Here is a 16983-nt window from a genome sequence, read left to right as displayed (position 1 = left end):
CACGTATGCCCCCTGAAGATCCCTCCGACCGCGGCTGTCCGAAGTGCGGCCACACCGACGCGGAAGTCGACAAGATCACGACCACCGGTGGCGGTCTCTCGAAGATGTTCGACATCCAGAACCGCGGGTTCCAGACCGTCTCCTGTACCAACTGCGGCTACACCGAACTGTACAAGTCCGACGCCGGATCGAGCAATATCGTCGACGTGTTTCTGGGCTGATGGTCGTCAGCGGGTTCTTCGTGGTGTTCTTGCTGGTGGCCATCGGTGCGCCCGTCCTGTTGTGGCTCCTGATCGAGTCCGAGACCGACGATCCGGACGTGATGGACCGCCGGAGTGCCGAGGCGTCGGCCCGCGCAGACTCGCGGACAGCGGCCGATCGTCGGGTTGACGACCGACGGGAGTCAATCGGTCGAGCGAACGGCGACCGCAGTGAGCCGTGAGCGACGCGCGCCAGGACACCGACGAGGGCCGCAACGGATTCCGGGCCGTGTCTGCGTGGTCCTCGTGAACGGTTCTGCCACAGATTTTACCACTCGCGAGTGACACGTTCTCGATGCTATGTCCGATCAGACCGACGACGCACTCAAACGCGTTCGGGAGACCTTTGCCACTGCCGCAGAGGAAGCCGAACAGTTGAGCGAGTCGGCCAAACAGGACGTGGAGGACGCCATCGACGACCTCGAAGCGCGGATCGAGGACCTCCGGAACAGTAGCTGACGCCGTCGGTCGATTTTTTTGCGGTGCAGTCGGTGTGCGGTGCGGTAGAACGAGCACGAACAGCGGCAAGCACAGCACCCGCGAGCGCGCCGACGGCGCGCGAGCGGCTTTTTCGCCCACGTTTTTGCCGGGAGTGGTTCGCGCGGAGCGCGAACCCGACCGGGAAAAAGGTGGTCAGTCGTCAGCCTGGCCCGCCGCGGGCTCGCTGGCCTCCGCGCTGGGGGTCGCGGGCTCGGGCGGTTCGGTCCGCACGTCGGCCTCGTCGTCGTCCGCGATGATCTCCGCGTAGGCGTCGGGCAGGACCTTCACGAAGTTGTCCAGTTCCTCCTCCCAGTTGTCGAGGACGTACTGGCCGCGATCCGAGTCGGTGTAGGCGACGTGGTTCTCCAGCAGGCGGCGGAGCATCGAGCGGTCCCGTTCGTCGAGCGTGTCGAACGTCGAGACCATGCCCCGGTTGACCTTTCGCTCGAAGTCGCCCTCGCGGTCGAGGACGTAGGCGACGCCGCCGGACATGCCGGCCGCGAAGTTCTTGCCCGTGTCGCCCAGGACCGCGACCGCGCCGCCGGTCATGTACTCACAGCCGTGGTCGCCGACCGACTCGACGACGGCCTTCACGCCGGAGTTGCGGACGGCGAAGCGCTCGCCGGCCTGGCCGTTGACGTAGAGTTCGCCCTGGGTCGCGCCGTAGAGGGCGACGTTGCCGATCAGGGTGTTCTCCTCGGGCTCGTAGGGCGCTTCGGCGGGCGTGTTGACGATCATCTTCCCGCCCGAGAGCCCCTTGCCGACGTAGTCGTTGGCGGTGCCGGTGAGCTCGAAGGTCACACCGTCCTGCAGGAAGGCCCCGAAGCTCTGGCCGGCGACGCCCTCGAAGTCGACGCGGATGGTGTCGCTCGGGAGGCCGGGCGTCCCGTGTTCCTGCGAGATACGGTTCGAGAGGGTCGCGCCGACCGTTCGGTGGACGTTGTCGATGTCCATCGACAGGCTGACCGGCTCGCCGGTCTCGATGGTGTCACCGATCTCGTCCAGAATCGCCCAGTCGAGCTGTTCGTCGACCTCGTGGGTCTGCTCGCGGGTCTTGTAGCGGTCGTCGTCGCCCGCGGGTTCCGCGAGGATCGACGAGAGGTCGAGCTTCTTGGCCTTGGGGTGCTCCACGTCGTCGCGCTGCTGGAGCACGTCCACGCGGCCGATCATCTCGTCGACGGTCTCGAAGCCGAGTTCGGCCATGATCTCGCGCAGTTCCTGCGCGACGAAGGTCATGTAGTTGATGACGTTCTCGGGCGTGCCGGGGAAGCGAGCGCGCAGTTTCTCGTTCTGGGTGGCGACGCCGACCGGACAGGTGTTCTCGTGACACTGCCGGGCCATCACACAGCCGGAGGTGACCATCGAGGCAGTCCCGAAGGCGTACCCCTCGGCACCGAACAGGGCGGCGACGGCCACGTCGCGGCCGGTCTTCATGCCGCCGTCGGTCGAGACCTTGATCCGGGAGCGCAGGTTCGTCGCCCGGAGCATCTGGTTTGCCTCTGCGACACCGAGTTCCCAGGGCAGGCCCGCGCTCTTGATGGAGGTCTTCGGTGACGCCCCGGTCCCGCCGTCGTGACCCGAGATGTGGACCACGTCGGCGTTGGCCTTCGCGACACCGGCGGCGATGGTGCCGATGCCGTCCTCGGCGACCAGTTTGACGTTGATGTCGGCGTCCGGGTTGGCCGCCTTCAGGTCGTGGATCAACTGCTTGAGGTCCTCGATGGAGTAGATGTCGTGCAGCGGCGGCGGGGAGATGAGGCCGACGCCCGGCGTCGCGTACCGGACGTGGGCGATCATCTCGTTGACCTTCTTGCCGGGCAGGTGGCCACCTTCGCCGGGCTTCGACCCCTGGGCCATCTTGATCTGGATCTCCTCTGCGGCCGAGAGGTAATCACTGGTGACGCCGAACCGACCGGAGGCGACCTGTTTGGTCTTGCACTCCTTCTCGGTGCCGAACCGCTCGGGCGGTTCGCCACCCTCGCCGGTGTTGGCGTTGGCGCCCAGTCGGTTCATGGCGATGGCGTTGTTCTCGTGCATCTCCGGCGAGAGGCTCCCCAGGGACATCGCGGCCGTCTCGAAGCGCTCGACGATGTCCTCGATGGGTTCGACGTCTTCGATGGGGATGGACTCCCGATCCTCGTCGAACTCGAGCAGTCCGCGAAGGGTCTGGAGCTTCTCGTTCTGGACGTTGATCTTCTCGGCGAACTCCTTGTACTTCTCGTAGTCGCCCTGCCGGACGGCCTGCTGGAGCGTGCCGACCGTCTCGGGGTTCCACTGGTGGTGGATGCCGCCGGTACGGTGCTCGAACTCGCCCTGGCGCTCGATCTCGGGATCGTCGCTGAAGGCCACGTCGTAGCGCGTCCGGAGGTCGTCTTCGAGGTCCTCGATCTCGATCCCTTCGGTGCGGCAGGTCGTCCCCTCGAAGTACTCGGCGACGAAGTCCGAATCGAGTCCGACGGCCTCGAAGATCTGGGCCCCCTGGTAGCTCTCGACGGTCGAGATGCCCATCTTGGCCATCGTCTTGAGGAGGCCGTCCTCGACGGCTCCGATGTAGGCCTCGATGGCGGTGTCGAGGTTCGCGCCGTCCGGTCCGGCCACCAGGTCCTCGATGGTCTGGTAGGCCAGGTAGGGGTTGACCGCGCCCGCACCGTAGCCGATCAGCGTCGCGAAGTGATGGACCGTGCGCGGGTCGCCCGACTCGACGACGAGCCCGACGTGGTTGCGCAGGCCGTTGCGCACGAGGTGGTGGTGGACGCCGCCCACGGCCAGCAGGCTCGGGATGGGAACCGCGTCCTCGCCGGCACTGCGGTCCGAGAGGACGAGAATGTCGTGCTCGGTCGCGGCCGCGTCGGCCTCGGCCCGCACGTCCTCGACGGCCGTCCGGAGGTCTGTCTCCTCGGGGTCGTAGGTGATGTCGACGACCGCAGTCGAGAGGCCGTTCTCGTCGATATTCTTGATCGCCGCCGTCTCCTCGTCGGTGAGGACGGGGGAGTCGACGACGAGCTGGCGGGCGTGGTCCTGGCTCTCGGCGAGCAGGTTGCGCTGGTAGCCCAGCCGCGACTCCAGGGAGGTCACCAGTTCCTCGCGGATGTAGTCCAGCGGCGGGTTCGTGACCTGGGCGAACAGCTGTTTGAAGTAGCTAAAGAGCGGCCGGTTGTGCTCGGTGAGTACCGACAGCGGCGTGTCGTCGCCCATCGAGCCGACCGGGTCCTTGCCCTTCTCGGCCATGGGCTGGATGAGGTGGTCGACCTCGTCGTACGTGTAGCCGTACAGCGCCTGGTAGGACCGCAGGGCGTCGACGTTGCCCTGGGGTTCGATCTCGTGGTCGGCCACGTCGTCGAGGTGGACCTGCTCTTCGTCGACCCACTCGGCGTACTTCTCGTCGGTGAGCCGGTCGAACACCTCGTCGTCGGGGATGACCCGGCCCTCGTTGGGGTCGGCGAGGAACAGCTGACCGGGCTGGAGCCGTCCGCGCTCCTCGATTTCGGCCGGGTCGTTGTCCAGCGCGCCGGCCTCGCTGGACATCACGAGGCGGCCGTTCTGGAGGATGTCGTACCGGCAGGGTCGCAGGCCGTTGCGGTCCAGCACCGCGCCGATGCGCTCGCCGTCGGTCGCCGCCACGAGTGCGGGACCGTCCCAGGGCTCGACCAGCGAGGCGTGGTAGTCGTACCAGTCACGCCGCTTCTGGGAGATCATGTTGGCCTCGCCGCGCCACGCTTCCGGAATGAGCATCCGGAGCGCGTGGGGCAGGTCCCGACCGCCCTCCATGAGCAGTTCGAGGCCGTTGTCGACGCTCGCCGTGTCGGACTGCTCGGGGTCGTCGATGATCGGCTTGATCTTCTCCATCTCCGCGTCGGAGTAGTGGTCGGCGAAGCCCTCGGCGGAGAGGTCCGTCTCCCGCGCGCGCATCCAGTTGATGTTGCCCTGGATGGTGTTGAACTCGCCGTTGTGGATGATGTTGCGGTAGGGGTGTGCGAGGTGCCACGCGCCGAGCGTGTTCGTCGAGAACCGCGCGTGGACCATCGCGAACGTCGAGGTCATCCGCTCGTCTTCGAGTTCGGGGTAGTACTCGGGCAGCTGCTCGGCGAGGAGGAGGCCCTTGTAGACGACCGTGTCCTGATCGAGCGAGACGATGTAGAACCGTTCGTGGCCCGCCGGCTGTTCGTCCTCGACAGTGTTCTCTACTACTCGGCGTGCGACGTAGAGGCGCTTGTCGAACTCCTCGTCGTCCACGTCGCCCTCGGGGCGGACGAACGCCTGCTCGACGCGGGGTTCGGATTCGACCGCCGTCGTCCCCAGCGTCGAGTTGTCCGTCGGGACGGTTCGCCAGTGGAAGACCTCCAGGCCTTCCGCGGCGAGTTTCGACTCGAACAGGTCTTTCAGTCCCGCGGCGGCGTCCTCGTCGTCGCGGGGGAGAAAGAGCGACCCGACCGCGTACTCGCCTCGCGGCGGGAGATCGGCGTCGACCTCGGCGTCGAAGAACTCGTGTGGCATCTGGAGCAAGATGCCGGCACCGTCACCGGTGTTCTCCTCGGCACCCGTCGTTCCGCGGTGTTCGAGGTTCTCGAGTAGTTCCAAACCGTCGGCGACGATGTCGTTGTCTCGACCCCCGTCGAGATCCATGACGACACCGACGCCACAGTTAGACCGTACGTCAGTGGGATCCGCGAGCCCGGCCTCGCTCGCAGACTCATCAGTAGTCCGTTGCCCAACCATACGCGTTACTTTGACTGGTCCGTTAAGAGACTGTCCCTCAAGGGCTAAGGGTCTGTTAAACGCAAATAAGGGCATATAAACACATTCACTACAATACTGACAATATTCGACGAAAAACCGAAACACACTTCAGAGATGTCCCAGCCCGCCGGAACTCAGCTTTCAACAGACGAACTATTTCGGGACGGATCGTCTCGGACGCACCCTCTGGAGTCCCCCGTCACCGCCATCTAGCGGCAAAAGTAACTGCTTGTTGGGCGACTATCAGTAACTCTTGGCGAAGTATGCGGTCTCCGTGGCGTCCTCGCCACAGATCGCGCAGTCGTCGCCGATTGGGTCTTCGTCGGGGTCCATCGGGACCATGACGATCTCGGCGGCGATGGCCTCCTTGATCGGGTCCTCGCAGTCCTCGTCGCCACACCACGGCGCTTTGACGTAGCCGCCGTGCTGGCCGATGGTCCCGAGGATGTCCTCGCGGCTGTGGGCCTCACGGACGTTCGCCTCGAGGTTCTCCTCGGCGTCGGCTTTCAGCTTCGCGAACACCGTGTCGAGGTGGTCCTCGACCGTCTCGCCCAGCCCGTCGCGGTCGACCGTCTCTGTCTCCCCGTCGGGCCGATGCACGAGGGTGACTTCCTCGTCCTCGACCTCGTTGGGGCCGACCTCGATCCGGAGGGGGACGCCCTTCAGCTCCCACTCGTTGTACTTGAAGCCGGGGTTGCGCTCGTCGCGGTCGTCGAGGTGGACGCGGAACTCCTCGTCCAGGTCGAGTGCCAGATCCTCGGCGTAGTCGAGGACTTCGTCTTTCGTGTCTTCCTGCCAGATCGGGACGATGACGACCTGTTCGGGCGCGAGCGCGGGCGGGAGGACGAGTCCCTGGTCGTCGGAGTGGGTCATCACGAGCGCGCCCAGCGAGCGCCAGGACAGCCCCCAGGAGGTGGTGTGGGCGGTCTGTTCGTCCTCGTTCTCGTCGACGTAGGTCACGTCGTAGGCCTCGGCGAAGGACTGCCCGAGGTAGTGGGAGGTCGCGCCCTGGACGGACTTCCCGTCGGGCATCAGCGCCTCGACGGTCGTCGTGGTGTCCGCGCCGGGGAACTTGTCGTGGTCGGGCTTGCGGCCCCGGAGAACCGGGATGGCCAGCACGTCCTCGTAGAGTTTCTCGTACTGGTCCAGTCGGGTCATCGCCTCGTCCCAGGCCTCGTCGCCGTCCTCGTGTGCGGTGTGGCCTTCCTGCCAGAGGAACTCCTTGGTCCGGAAGAACGGCTTGGTTTCGGTGGCCTCCCACCGGACGACCGAACACCACTGGTTGACGCGGTGAGGAAGGTCACGGTGGCTTCGCGTCCACTGCGCGAGGAAGGGGGTGATGATCGACTCGCTGGTCGGGCGCACGGCCAGTCGCTCCTCGAGTTCGTCGTAGCCGCCGTGGGTGACCCAGGCCACTTCGGGGTCGAACCCCTCCACGATGTCTTTCTCCTTTTCGAGGTACGATTCGGGGATGAACATCGGGAAGTAGGCGTTGGTGACGCCCGTGTCCTTGAACCACGCGTCGAGGTGGTTCTGGAGGCGTTCCCAGAGCGCGTACCCGCGCGGGCGCGTCACGATGAATCCGCCCATCGGCGCGTAGTCGGCGAGTTTGGCCTTCTGGATCACTTCCGCGTACCACTCGCCCGTGGCGTGTTCCTTGCTCTCGGTGATACCGAGTTCCTGCGAATCGCTCATACACGGTCATCCGACACGGGACTAATAAACTCGCCGTGTTCGCACCCGATCCACCCGGAACAGATCATAATTACACCGCAAAAATAAATAAACCAACCTGTGATACAAATACACCCATGGGTCCCGATGCCACACCTTCCCCACCCCAGGCTGTCGACGGTCGACTCGAAGCGCTCTCGAACCACACCCGTCGGTTTCTCCTCTACTACCTCCGGGAACACGGGGACGCCACCCAGGCCGAATTGACCGACGTGGTGACCGGCTGGCTCGCGACGAACGCCGGGACCGACGCCGCCCCTGCCGCCCACGACGAGCGACGAATCGCTCTGCAACACGTCCACCTGCCGAAACTGCTGGAGTGCGGTCTCGTCGAACACGATCCCGACACCGGCGTCGTCGCGCTCGGGGACTACCCCGGGTGGGTGGACGACTGTCTCGACGTGACCTTTCAGGTCGAGGCCGCGGCCCCTGGTGATCGACCCCAGTCGCTCCAGGACCTGATCGACCGATGACCGAGACACTCCAGTCGCTCGTCGACGACCTGGCGGCCCAGCGGCGGACGGTGACCGTCTACGCCGCCGATCCACCCGCGGACCTCGCCGAGCGACTCTCGGACTGGCACGTCGACGTTCGATTCGACCGGCTCCCGCCGGAATCGGGGGACGGGTTCATCACCGTCCGGCAGGGCGACCGCTTCCTCGGAACCGTTCCGCTGGAAACCGTCGCGACGCTGTTCGAGCCCACCACCGGGGTTCTCGACGCCGAGACCACAGAGACTGGATCGCTCGAACCGTTACTGGAACTGCTCGACGACACGCTCTTTCAGTCGTTCGAGCGCCGGCAACTGCTGGCGGCGACCCGCGAGATCGAGGATCGGGCCTGGCGGCACGGACGGGGTGAACTCCACGCCGGCTTCCAGCGCCCGGCCGCACTGGCCGCCCAGCGTGCCGTCTACGAACGGCTCGCGGAAAGTGACCTCGACGTACACGTCTACTTCGACGGGGAGTGGGACGCCCCCTCGATAGCCGGCGTGACCGAACACAGCGAGTCCGACGGCGAACTCGGCGAGTTCTGGTTCGTGGCTTTCGAGCCCGACTCGGCCGCGCGGTCACAGACATGTGCTCTGCTCGCCCGTGAACGCGATGCCGCCACCTACGGCGGGTTCTGGACGTACGACCCCAACCGCGTCTCGGCACTGGTGTCTCATCTCCGGTCGACGTACGTCGACGCCTGACCCGATCCACCGTGCGGCGCGGACGGGTAGAGGTTATAAATGCCCCTCTATATCCGGCGAAGGTTACACCCCCGGAGAGCGTGTGAGAACATGTAGCCCGATGGCTGAGGGGGCCATCGGGGAACGACCCGTGGTATGGGCCTCCGACGGTACCTGGGGGGGTACTGGAGGACCACTGGGGTGGGGCCCAGAGGGTGGCACCGACACGCGCTCGCCGTTCTCCGGTTTCCGATTCGTCTCCAAGCGTCCGCTCCGCGCAGTCGCTCACTCGCTTCCGAACGGGCTCGCCGTCTCGGTCCACTCCCAGCCGGGGAGTCGCGTCTGGAACCCGGCGGCCAGCGCGGCGTCGAGGTCGTCCGCGCCGGCCGGGTCGTCGGCCTCGCCGTGTGTCAGCACGTCCGCGTAGTGGAACGTCGCCTCGCCGAGCAAGCGGAGCGGCTGGTTCCCGGCGAGCATCCCGGCCAGTTCCCGGCCGAGCAGTTCGTCCACGACGAACCCGGGGTAGTCCCCGTCCACGTCGAGGTCACGCAGGAGGTGGATCAGCGCGGCCACGTTGACCGCCAGGTCGCCGTTCGCGAACACGTCGTCGACCGCTCGGTGATACTGGTCGACGGTCACGGTGGCCACGTCAGTGCCGAACTGCTCGCCCAGGTCGGATCGGACGGTGTCGATCAGCGCGACGACGGTCGGTGCGCGGTCACGGACCCACTCGTGTTCGGCGGCCACGACGGCAGGGGAGACGTGCATGGGCTGTCATCGTCCCGAAATACCTACTGTTTTGCGAAGGCTTTTATAATGGAGAGGCAATAGAGGCGGATACAGGCCGGTTTTCCGGACTCATCCTGCAGCGACGAGTTCGGACCGCATATAGCGGATCACACAAGACACTATGACCCTTACAGGAGACAGCCTGTGTCCCGCCGTGTGGGGGCCGGTGGGGAGTACCCCCATCGACCACTGCCGGCGTTCCGTTCGGACACGGGACCGCTTTTTGGCCATTTTCGAGCTATGAGTACGGTAGAAAATCAGTTAGACGAGTTGAAAGCAGAGATCGTCAGCGAAGTTCCCGACGACATTTCCATCTCGGACGTCCAGTACGAGGGACCGGAACTTGTCGTGTACACGCGCGACCCGAAGAAGTTCGCCCAGAACGGCGATCTCATCCGGCAACTGGCGAGCCAGTTGCGCAAGCGCATCACCGTCCGGCCGGACCCGGACGTGCTCTCGGTACCGGACAAGGCCCGCGAGCAGATCATGGACGTGACGCCGGAGGAAGCCGGCATCACGGATCTGGACTTCCACGCCGACACCGGCGAGGTCGTCATCGAGGCCGAGAAACCCGGCATGGTGATCGGTCGCCACGGCTCGACGCTCCGGGAGATCACACAGAAGGTCGGCTGGACACCCGAGGTCGTCCGGACGCCGCCCATCGAGTCCTCGACGGTCTCGAACGTGCGGAACTTCCTCAAGCAAGAGCGCGACGAGCGCCGTGACATCCTCGAACGGATCGGCCGACAGATCCACCGCGAGGAGATGTCCGACGACGAGTGGGTGCGCATCACGACCCTCGGGTGTTGCCGCGAGGTCGGACGCGCCTCGTTCATCCTCTCGACGCCGGAGACCCGCGTCCTGATCGACTGCGGGGACAAACCGGGTGCCGAAGACGAGGTGCCCTATCTGCAGGTCCCCGAGGCGCTGGGCTCGGGCGCGAACTCGCTGGACGCGGTCGTGTTGACTCACGCCCACCTCGATCACTCCGCGCTCATCCCGCTGCTGTTCAAGTACGGCTACGACGGCCCGATCTACTGCACCGAGCCCACGCGGGACCTGATGGGCCTGCTCACGCTGGACTACCTCGACGTGGCGGCCAAGGAAGGCCGCGCGCCGCCCTACGAGTCCGAGATGGTCCGGGAAGCGATCAAGCACTGCATCCCACTGGAGTACGGCGACGTGACCGACATCTCGCCGGACATCAAGCTCACGCTCCACAACGCGGGGCACATCCTCGGCTCCTCTATCGCCCACTTCCACGTCGGCGACGGGCTCTACAACGTCGCCTTCTCGGGTGACATCCACTACGAGGACACGCGCCTGTTCAACGGTGCGGTCAACGAGTTCCCCCGCGTCGAGACGCTCGTCCTCGAATCCACCTACGGAGGTCGCAACGACTACCAGACCGACCAGGAAGACTCAGAGCGCAAGCTCAAGGACGTCATCAACGAGACTTACGACGACGGCGGGAAGATCCTGATCCCGGCGTTCGCGGTGGGGCGGTCCCAGGAGATGATGCTCGTCATCGAGGAGGCGATGCGGAGCGGCGACATTCCCGAGATGCCGGTCCACCTCGACGGGATGATCTGGGAGGCGACGGCCATCCACACCACCTATCCGGAGTACCTGCGCGACGACCTGCGCGACCGGATCTTCCACGACGACGAGAACCCGTTCCTGGCCGACCAGTTCAACCACATCGACGGCGGCGAGGAGGAACGACAGGAGGTCGCCGACGGCGAACCGGCGATCATCCTCTCGACCTCGGGGATGGTCACCGGCGGGCCGATCATGTCCTGGCTCGAACACCTCGGGCCGGACCCGGACACCACCCTGACCTTCGTCGGCTACCAAGCACAGGGGACGCTCGGCCGCCGCATCCAGAAGGGTCAGGACAAGGTACCGCTGGGCAACAGCCGCGGCCGCGGACGCTCGGACTCGCTGACGCTGAACTGCAACGTCGAGACCGTCGACGGCTTCTCCGGTCACGCCGACCGGCAGGGGCTGGAGAACTTCGTGAAGACGATGAACCCGCGTCCGGAGAAGGTGCTCTGTGTTCACGGCGACGAGCAGTCCACGCAGGACCTCTCGTCGGCGCTGTACCACGAGTTCAACATGCGGACGTTCGCGCCCAAGAACCTGGAGACGTTCCGGTTCCTCTAGACCCAGACCGTATCGCCCTCGACGAGGTCGGTCTTGAAGACGAGGATACGAAACGGCTCGTCGGAGTCGTTGTACACCTCGTGAACGTCGCCCGGTTCGCAGACTACGACTTCGCCAGCCGTCGGCGTCACCTCGGTCCCGTCGATCACGAACCGGCCGCCGGCCTGCTGGACGTAGAACACTTCCCGCGTCTCACGGTGAAAGTGAGGCTCGACGTGTTCGCCCGGCGGCACCTCGACGACCTGTAGCAGGTTCCCTTCGGAGCCGATCTCCGCGTCCGTCGCGAGTATCTGTTTCCGGTAGCTGTCCCGCTCTCGCCACTCCGAGGGTGTCGGTCGTTTCACGCTTCGTCGCTGGTCGAGGACGCGTTTCAATCTTCGCCACCGACGGGGACGGCGGTGGGTTCGGTAGGCAGGCCAGCCGTAGGTTTATATTCCGAACCGCGACCAGCCCTCCCCGTGACCTGACTGCGGCCGCGGAGCGCACTGGGCGGGTGTGCGACACGCCGCTCCGCCGGATACCCCCCGTGTCGCCTGCTCGCCCACTCCCCGGTCCGCTGGGACGACGGTCACAGCGGGGTCACCCGCTCGGATTCACCGTTCTTCCCCCTCTATTATCCGCTCCGCGCGCTCCAGCAGTGCCGGAACCGCGTCGGCCAACGCCGCGAACGCCGGCCGGTCGGACTCGCCTCGCAGATGCCGGAGATAGAACCCCTCACAGACGGCGGCCTGTTCGTAGACCGCCAGCGCGCGGTAGAACCGGTCGTCGGTGAACGGTCGTCCGGTCACGCGCTCGTACCGATCCACGAGCGCCGACCGTGACGGGAATCCCTCACGGGTCGTGAACCCGGGCACCACGGTCGTCGGGAGTCCCGCGCGCTCGCGCTCGTCTTCGAACCAGAACGCCGTCAGCCGGCCGAGGTCCACCAGCGGGTCGCCGGCACCCGCTCGCTCCCAGTCGAGGACCCCCACCAGCTCCGGCGGCGTCGACCGACTGAACGACACGTTCGCGAGCGTGTAGTCACCGTGGATCAGCGTGCGGTCGCCCGACGCCGGGACGTTCGCGGCGAGCCAGTCGGCCACCGCGTCCACGCCCGAAATCTCGCGGTCGGTCGCGGCGCGGTAGCGGTCGAACCGCTCGCGCCACGTCTCGATCCGCGTCGAGAGGTCCGGATGGCCGAGGTCGCCCAGCGCCACGTCGTCGAGGTCGACGGCGTGGATCGCCGCGAGCGTGTCGACGAGTTCCTCGGCGACCGTCTCCCGGTAGCCCGGCGTCGCGTACTCGACGGGTTCCCCGTGGCGGAGCACGTCTCCCGACACCCGCTGCTGGACGGTGAACGGCGCGCCGGCGACGGTCTCGTCGTCACAGGAAAGCACCGGCCGCGGTGTCGGCACGTCGGTCCAGTCCAGCGCCGACAGCACCCGGTACTCCCGGCGCACGTCGTGGCTCTCCCCCGCCGTCTCCGAGAGCGGCGGCCGCCGGAGGACGAACCGCCGCGAGCCCCAGCCGAGAAACAGCGTCTCGTTGCCCAGTCCGGCGTCGTGGTGGCTGAGCGACCACGTCTCGGCGCGGCCCAACCGCTCCGCGACTCTGCTGTAGACCCCTTCGGTGTCGAGATACCGGCTCGCACCGCCAGCGCTCTCAGTCATCGGCCACCCCGGCCTCGGCGGGATCGGTCACGTCGCCAGCCCTCGGATCGACGCCGACCTGGTCGCAGAGGTCCGCCATCGGGCAGGCCTCGGGGTCGTCGAGACAGTCGGGCCTGCGCGCCGAACAGTACTCCCGACCGAACTGGATCATCGCCGTGTGGCCGAAGCCGCACTTCCCGCCGGGCACGTCGCGTTCGAGGTGTTCCCGGACGGTCTCGTGGTCCGCGTCAGGTGGTGCGAGCCCGATCCGGCGGGCGATCCGGTGGACGTGCGTGTCGACGGGGAAGACGCCGTCGCGACCGCCGGCGAACAGCAACACGCAGTCGGCCGTCTTGGGACCGACGCCGGTCATGTCGAGCAGGGTGTCCCGGACGGTCTCGGGGTCGTCCTCGCGGACGAAGGCGTCGAACTCGTCTTCGCCCCCGTACTCCGCGACGATCCGCTCGGCGATGTCGATGATCCGCTCGGACTTCTGGTTGTAGAGCCCGGCCGAACTGATCGTCTCGGCGAGTTCCGGCTGGTCGGCCCCGGCGAGAGCGGTTGCGAGATCCGGACCACCACCATAGCGATCCATCAACGCGTCGTGGGCCGGCTGGCTGGCCACGTCGCTGGTGTTCTGACTGAGAATCGTGCGGACGAGACACTCGAAGGCGTCCCGGCCGCCGTAGGACTTCTGCCAGTAGAGGTCGCCGAGGCGGTCGACGACGGCCTCGGCGCGGGTCGCTGGCGCGTCGGCGTCGAATGTGTCGGCGTAGCCGCCGCCCGCGCTCCCGCCGCTGATGTTCTCGGCCGGCTCGGGGTCGTCGGACATACCCCGTCTAGCGACCCAGCCTCAAAAGGCTCACCGGATCGCTCAGAGGCGGAACCCGACACCGGGAAGGATGTTCTTGCCGTGGTAGAGTCGAATGGCCATCACGAACCCGAGGAAAAAGAGGATGGCATGGCCAGGTCCCAGCACCGTCCCAAGATCGGTCTCTGCGAATTCGTTCGTCACGACTACCAGGATGTTGTTTACCACGTCACCCACGTAGACGATGGCACTCCCTTTGAGCAGCGCGTCCTTGCTTCCCTGAGTCACTGCCGCCCAGAGGACGGCCCCGAACACCGCCGCCTGGTATGGAATATCGTCCAGTTGGTCGACGATGATGTCACCGAACTCGACCGAGCCGCCCTGCAAACTGATGCTGAACACGGCGAAGACGACACTTCCGACGAAGACGACGCCCGCCGCCGCAAGCGCGATCTTTGCCACGCGTTCCGGCTCGATCCGGCGCCCGTTCTGTACACCACCGGGTTGCCCCTGCGTCTGCTGTCCTGCCATGTCGGTACCACCCGGCTGACGTGTTGAAAGACTTACGTTCCGGGCAGCGCCGCGACTCCTGATTGGTTCACTCGACGGTGAGCGTCATCGTGAGGTCCGCACCGTCGGCCAGCGCCGCCACGAGGTCACGGTCCAGGTCGCCCGCCGCCCCGTCGGCGTCGACCAGGATCGTCCGGTCGTCGACGTAATCGCTGGTGCGGCCGACGGCGCTGCGGTCGTTCTCGAAGGACAGGTCGGGGTGGCCGCGGCCGGTGACGGTCTCGGTGTGACCGCCGGCGTCCAGCGTGACGGTGATCGTCGCGTCGGTCGACTGGCAGGCCGCCACGAACTCGGGGTCGAAGTCGGCGGGGACGCGGTCGGCCTCGATGCCGAGGATGCAGTCGCCGGCGGGGGTGAGGTAGTCGTCGCTCGTGACCTCGAAGGTACTCGCGTGCTCGGCCGAGACGTGTTCGTGGCCGCGTGCGCGAATGACTTCGTCCATGTCCCGGCGTTTCCGCCCGGCCCACTTCAGGAAGTCGTTTCAGCGCGCGACGGTGATGGTCACGGCCCCACAGGCACACTCGTAGGCGCGGCGCTCGCCGCCGTCGGTCCGGTAAGTGAGCCGGAGCGACCCCTCGCGGAGTTCCCGGTCGCAGCCACTGCAGGTACAGGCCAGTTCTTCGATCATGTCAGCGGAGACGGGCGGATCGGGTATCAAAGCGAGCCGTCCGCGGAGTGAAAGTGAAAGTGGTCGGGCCGGGGCCACTTCGAGGGCCGAATATCGCGTAAAGGATATGGCACAGGCGGACGCCCGGACACGTATATGCTGGGCGAGTGGACTGGGACGTCGGTCGAGCCGGGGGCGGGCAAACCCGAACCGGACGTGTGGACGCCGGTGGAGATACCGGGGCGGCCACAGGTGTTCGCCGACGCCGACGCCGCCGCGTACCGCTCCGTGTTCGACGACCCCCGGTCGGGCGACGAGGACCGCGCCGTCATCGAATTGCGGGGGCTGTTCGCCCACGCACGTATCTGGCTCAACGGCGACCTCGTCGGGGAACACGACGCCTACTTCCGACCCTTCCGCCACTCGTTCGAACCCCAGGACCAGAACGAACTGATCGTCGAGTGCCGCCCGCCCGAGGATCGGTTCGGCGGCGTCCACGACACCGATCTCGTCCCGGAGCGCGACCGCATCCCCGGTATCTGGTGGGATGCGACCGTCGAGACCCACCCCGGGACGTTCATCTACGAACTGGACGTGCATCCGCGGCTGGTCGATGGGACCGCCGAGATCGACGTTCGGGCGGTCGTCGAGACGGACACCGATCTCGACGACCGCGTGACCTTCTCCCTGCGCCCCGAAGGCGAGTTCCAGAGCCGGGGCATGATGGACCGGGCGGCCGTCGAGGCCGAGGCCGGCGAGCGGGCCGTCGTCGAACACACCATCGACGTGCGCGACCCGTCGCTGTGGTGGCCGCGGGGACTCGGCCCGCAACACCGGTACGCCGTCCGGGCGAAGGTCGGCGACGCGACTCGCTCCGTGGTCACCGGACTCCGCTCGATGGACCGCGACGCCGACGGGCTGATCGTCAACGGCGAGCGCGTGCCGGGGCGGGGCGTCACGCTCCTCTCGGCGACACCCGAGGACATCGACCGGGCCGTCGAGGCCAACGCCACGTTCGTTCGCATGCACGCCCACGCGCCCGACCCGGCGGTCTACGAGGCCTGCAACGAGGCCGGTCTGCTGGTCTGGCAGGACCTGCCACTGACCGGTCCCGGCGAGTTCGACGCCGACCGCGGCCAGGACCTCGCGGCCGCGCTCGACCGGACCTACGGCCGTCACCCGTCGTTGTTCGCGTACAGCGTCCACGACGACCCGCTCGACCTCTTTCCGGACCCGCTGGGCTCGGGCACGCTCGACCGGTTACGCCTGCGCTGGCGAGCCTGGCGCGCCAGTTACGACCGCGGCCCGGCGGAGTCGGTCGCCTCGGCGCTTCCCGAAGACCGACTCGTCTTCCCGGTCGTGGGTGCGCTGGGCAGCGGGGCCGACGCGCCGACGCTGTATCCGGGCTGGGACTACGGCGAGGTCGACGACCTGGGCTGGCTCCTCGACACGTTCGAGGTCGGCGGCGTCGTCGGCGAGTTCGGGGCCGGCGCGTACGGTGCCGTGATGCCCGACGACGATCCGGCCTTCGACCGGGCGAAACACGACGCCCACGTCGACGGCGGGACCGACGCGTCGCAGGGCTACCAGGCCCGCGTCGTCAAACGCGTCGCCGAAGAACTCCGACGGCGCGATACCTCGCTGTTCGCCGCCCATACCCTCCGGGACGCGACGCCCGCAGGAATGGGCGTCGTCGAACGCGACGGCGACCCGAAGACCGGGTACGAGGCGCTCCGGGAGGCCTACGAACCCGTCCAGGCGACGCTCGCTGCGCCGGCCCCCGGCGAGACGACGCCGCTGACGGTGATCAACGACGGGCGGGAACGAGTCTCGGGAACCGTCGAGTGGTCGGCCGCCGACGACGGCGGCGAGGTCGAAGTCAGTGTCGACGCCGGGGCGACCGCGACGCCGGACTCGATCTCCATTCCGGCCGACGCGGCGTCGGTCACACTGACACTGACGCTCCCCGAGCGGGTCGTCGAAAACACCTACCGATTCGACGGGTGAGCGCCGGTCCGTGGGAGACC

16 protein-coding genes are annotated in these 16983 nt (G+C 66.9%); 7 read left to right on the top strand and 9 right to left on the bottom strand.

Annotation, left to right across the window (positions count from 1 at the left end; translation table 11 throughout):
- The first annotated feature begins 5 nt into the window (after positions 1–5).
- From ACOZ4N_RS09560 to ACOZ4N_RS09550, 3 genes are all read left to right on the top strand, one after another.
- On the top strand, positions 6–221 hold the full coding sequence (locus tag ACOZ4N_RS09560; RefSeq protein WP_424019695.1) for a zinc ribbon domain-containing protein: 216 nt from the start codon (positions 6–8) through the stop codon (positions 219–221).
- Complete coding sequence (locus tag ACOZ4N_RS09555; protein WP_424019694.1) at positions 221–442, top strand: hypothetical protein; 222 nt, start codon at positions 221–223, stop codon at positions 440–442. Before ACOZ4N_RS09560 ends, ACOZ4N_RS09555 begins: the two co-directional genes overlap by 1 nt.
- 118 nt (positions 443–560) lie before the next feature.
- Entirely contained in the window at positions 561–719 is a 159-nt protein-coding gene (locus tag ACOZ4N_RS09550) for a hypothetical protein (RefSeq protein WP_424019693.1), read from the top strand.
- Between the two features lie 174 nt (positions 720–893).
- Here ACOZ4N_RS09550 and gltB read toward each other — a convergent pair whose 3' ends face one another.
- On the bottom strand, positions 894–5456 hold the full coding sequence (gene gltB, locus ACOZ4N_RS09545) for a glutamate synthase large subunit (protein WP_424019692.1): 4563 nt from the start codon (positions 5454–5456) through the stop codon (positions 894–896).
- Positions 5457–5720: 264 nt separating this feature from the next.
- Positions 5721–7172 (bottom strand): proline--tRNA ligase, encoded by a 1452-nt coding sequence (gene proS, locus ACOZ4N_RS09540; RefSeq protein WP_424019691.1) that lies wholly within the window; start codon positions 7170–7172, stop codon positions 5721–5723.
- Between the two features lie 116 nt (positions 7173–7288).
- On the opposite strand from proS, the gene ACOZ4N_RS09535 reads away from it, so the two are divergent.
- The gene (locus ACOZ4N_RS09535) at positions 7289–7684 is read left to right on the top strand and encodes a winged helix-turn-helix domain-containing protein (protein ID WP_424019690.1); all 396 of its coding nucleotides are present in this window, start codon (positions 7289–7291) and stop codon (positions 7682–7684) included.
- Positions 7681–8406: a DICT sensory domain-containing protein gene (locus ACOZ4N_RS09530; protein ID WP_424019689.1), complete on the top strand. Its 726-nt coding sequence runs from the start codon at positions 7681–7683 to the stop codon at positions 8404–8406. Before ACOZ4N_RS09535 ends, ACOZ4N_RS09530 begins: the two co-directional genes overlap by 4 nt.
- Positions 8407–8670: 264 nt before the next feature.
- On the opposite strand, the gene ACOZ4N_RS09525 is transcribed toward ACOZ4N_RS09530, so the two are convergent.
- Positions 8671–9153 carry a hypothetical protein gene (locus ACOZ4N_RS09525; protein ID WP_424019688.1) on the bottom strand — a complete coding sequence of 161 codons (483 nt, stop codon included), beginning with the start codon at positions 9151–9153 and terminating at the stop codon, positions 8671–8673.
- Between the two features lie 261 nt (positions 9154–9414).
- Here ACOZ4N_RS09525 and ACOZ4N_RS09520 point away from each other — a divergent pair, with 261 nt between their 5' ends.
- On the top strand, positions 9415–11340 hold the full coding sequence (locus tag ACOZ4N_RS09520) for a beta-CASP ribonuclease aCPSF1 (protein ID WP_424019687.1): 1926 nt from the start codon (positions 9415–9417) through the stop codon (positions 11338–11340).
- On the opposite strand, the gene ACOZ4N_RS09515 is transcribed toward ACOZ4N_RS09520, so the two are convergent.
- The 6 genes from ACOZ4N_RS09515 to ACOZ4N_RS09490 all read right to left on the bottom strand — a co-directional run bounded on the left by ACOZ4N_RS09515 (position 11337) and on the right by ACOZ4N_RS09490 (position 14977).
- On the bottom strand, positions 11337–11684 hold the full coding sequence (locus ACOZ4N_RS09515) for a cupin domain-containing protein (RefSeq protein ID WP_424019686.1): 348 nt from the start codon (positions 11682–11684) through the stop codon (positions 11337–11339). The genes ACOZ4N_RS09520 and ACOZ4N_RS09515 overlap by 4 nt on opposite strands.
- A gap of 249 nt (positions 11685–11933) precedes the next feature.
- Positions 11934–12989, bottom strand: coding sequence for a phosphotransferase family protein (locus ACOZ4N_RS09510; protein WP_424019685.1), 1056 nt, complete (start codon positions 12987–12989; stop codon positions 11934–11936).
- The gene (locus ACOZ4N_RS09505) at positions 12982–13800 is read right to left on the bottom strand and encodes an endonuclease III domain-containing protein (protein ID WP_424019684.1); all 819 of its coding nucleotides are present in this window, start codon (positions 13798–13800) and stop codon (positions 12982–12984) included. Before ACOZ4N_RS09505 ends, ACOZ4N_RS09510 begins: the two co-directional genes overlap by 8 nt.
- Before the next feature lie 42 nt (positions 13801–13842).
- Positions 13843–14310, bottom strand: a complete 468-nt coding sequence (locus ACOZ4N_RS09500; protein WP_424019683.1) for a hypothetical protein — start codon at positions 14308–14310, stop codon at positions 13843–13845.
- Positions 14311–14377: 67 nt separating this feature from the next.
- Positions 14378–14791: a DUF371 domain-containing protein gene (locus ACOZ4N_RS09495; RefSeq protein ID WP_424019682.1), complete on the bottom strand. Its 414-nt coding sequence runs from the start codon at positions 14789–14791 to the stop codon at positions 14378–14380.
- Positions 14792–14830: 39 nt separating this feature from the next.
- Positions 14831–14977 (bottom strand): hypothetical protein, encoded by a 147-nt coding sequence (locus tag ACOZ4N_RS09490; RefSeq protein ID WP_424019681.1) that lies wholly within the window; start codon positions 14975–14977, stop codon positions 14831–14833.
- Between the two features lie 135 nt (positions 14978–15112).
- Between ACOZ4N_RS09490 and ACOZ4N_RS09485 the strand changes: the two genes are divergently transcribed.
- The gene (locus ACOZ4N_RS09485; RefSeq protein ID WP_424019680.1) at positions 15113–16963 is read left to right on the top strand and encodes a hydrolase; all 1851 of its coding nucleotides are present in this window, start codon (positions 15113–15115) and stop codon (positions 16961–16963) included.
- The last annotated feature ends 20 nt before the right edge of the window (positions 16964–16983 follow it).

Origin of the sequence: Halorientalis pallida, from assembly GCF_049605515.1 — an archaeon.
In the GTDB taxonomy this organism is placed as follows: domain Archaea; phylum Halobacteriota; class Halobacteria; order Halobacteriales; family Haloarculaceae; genus Halorientalis; species Halorientalis pallida_A.
The sequence above is the reverse complement of the archived record's forward strand: the minus strand, read 5'-3'. Positions and strand labels throughout refer to the sequence as shown.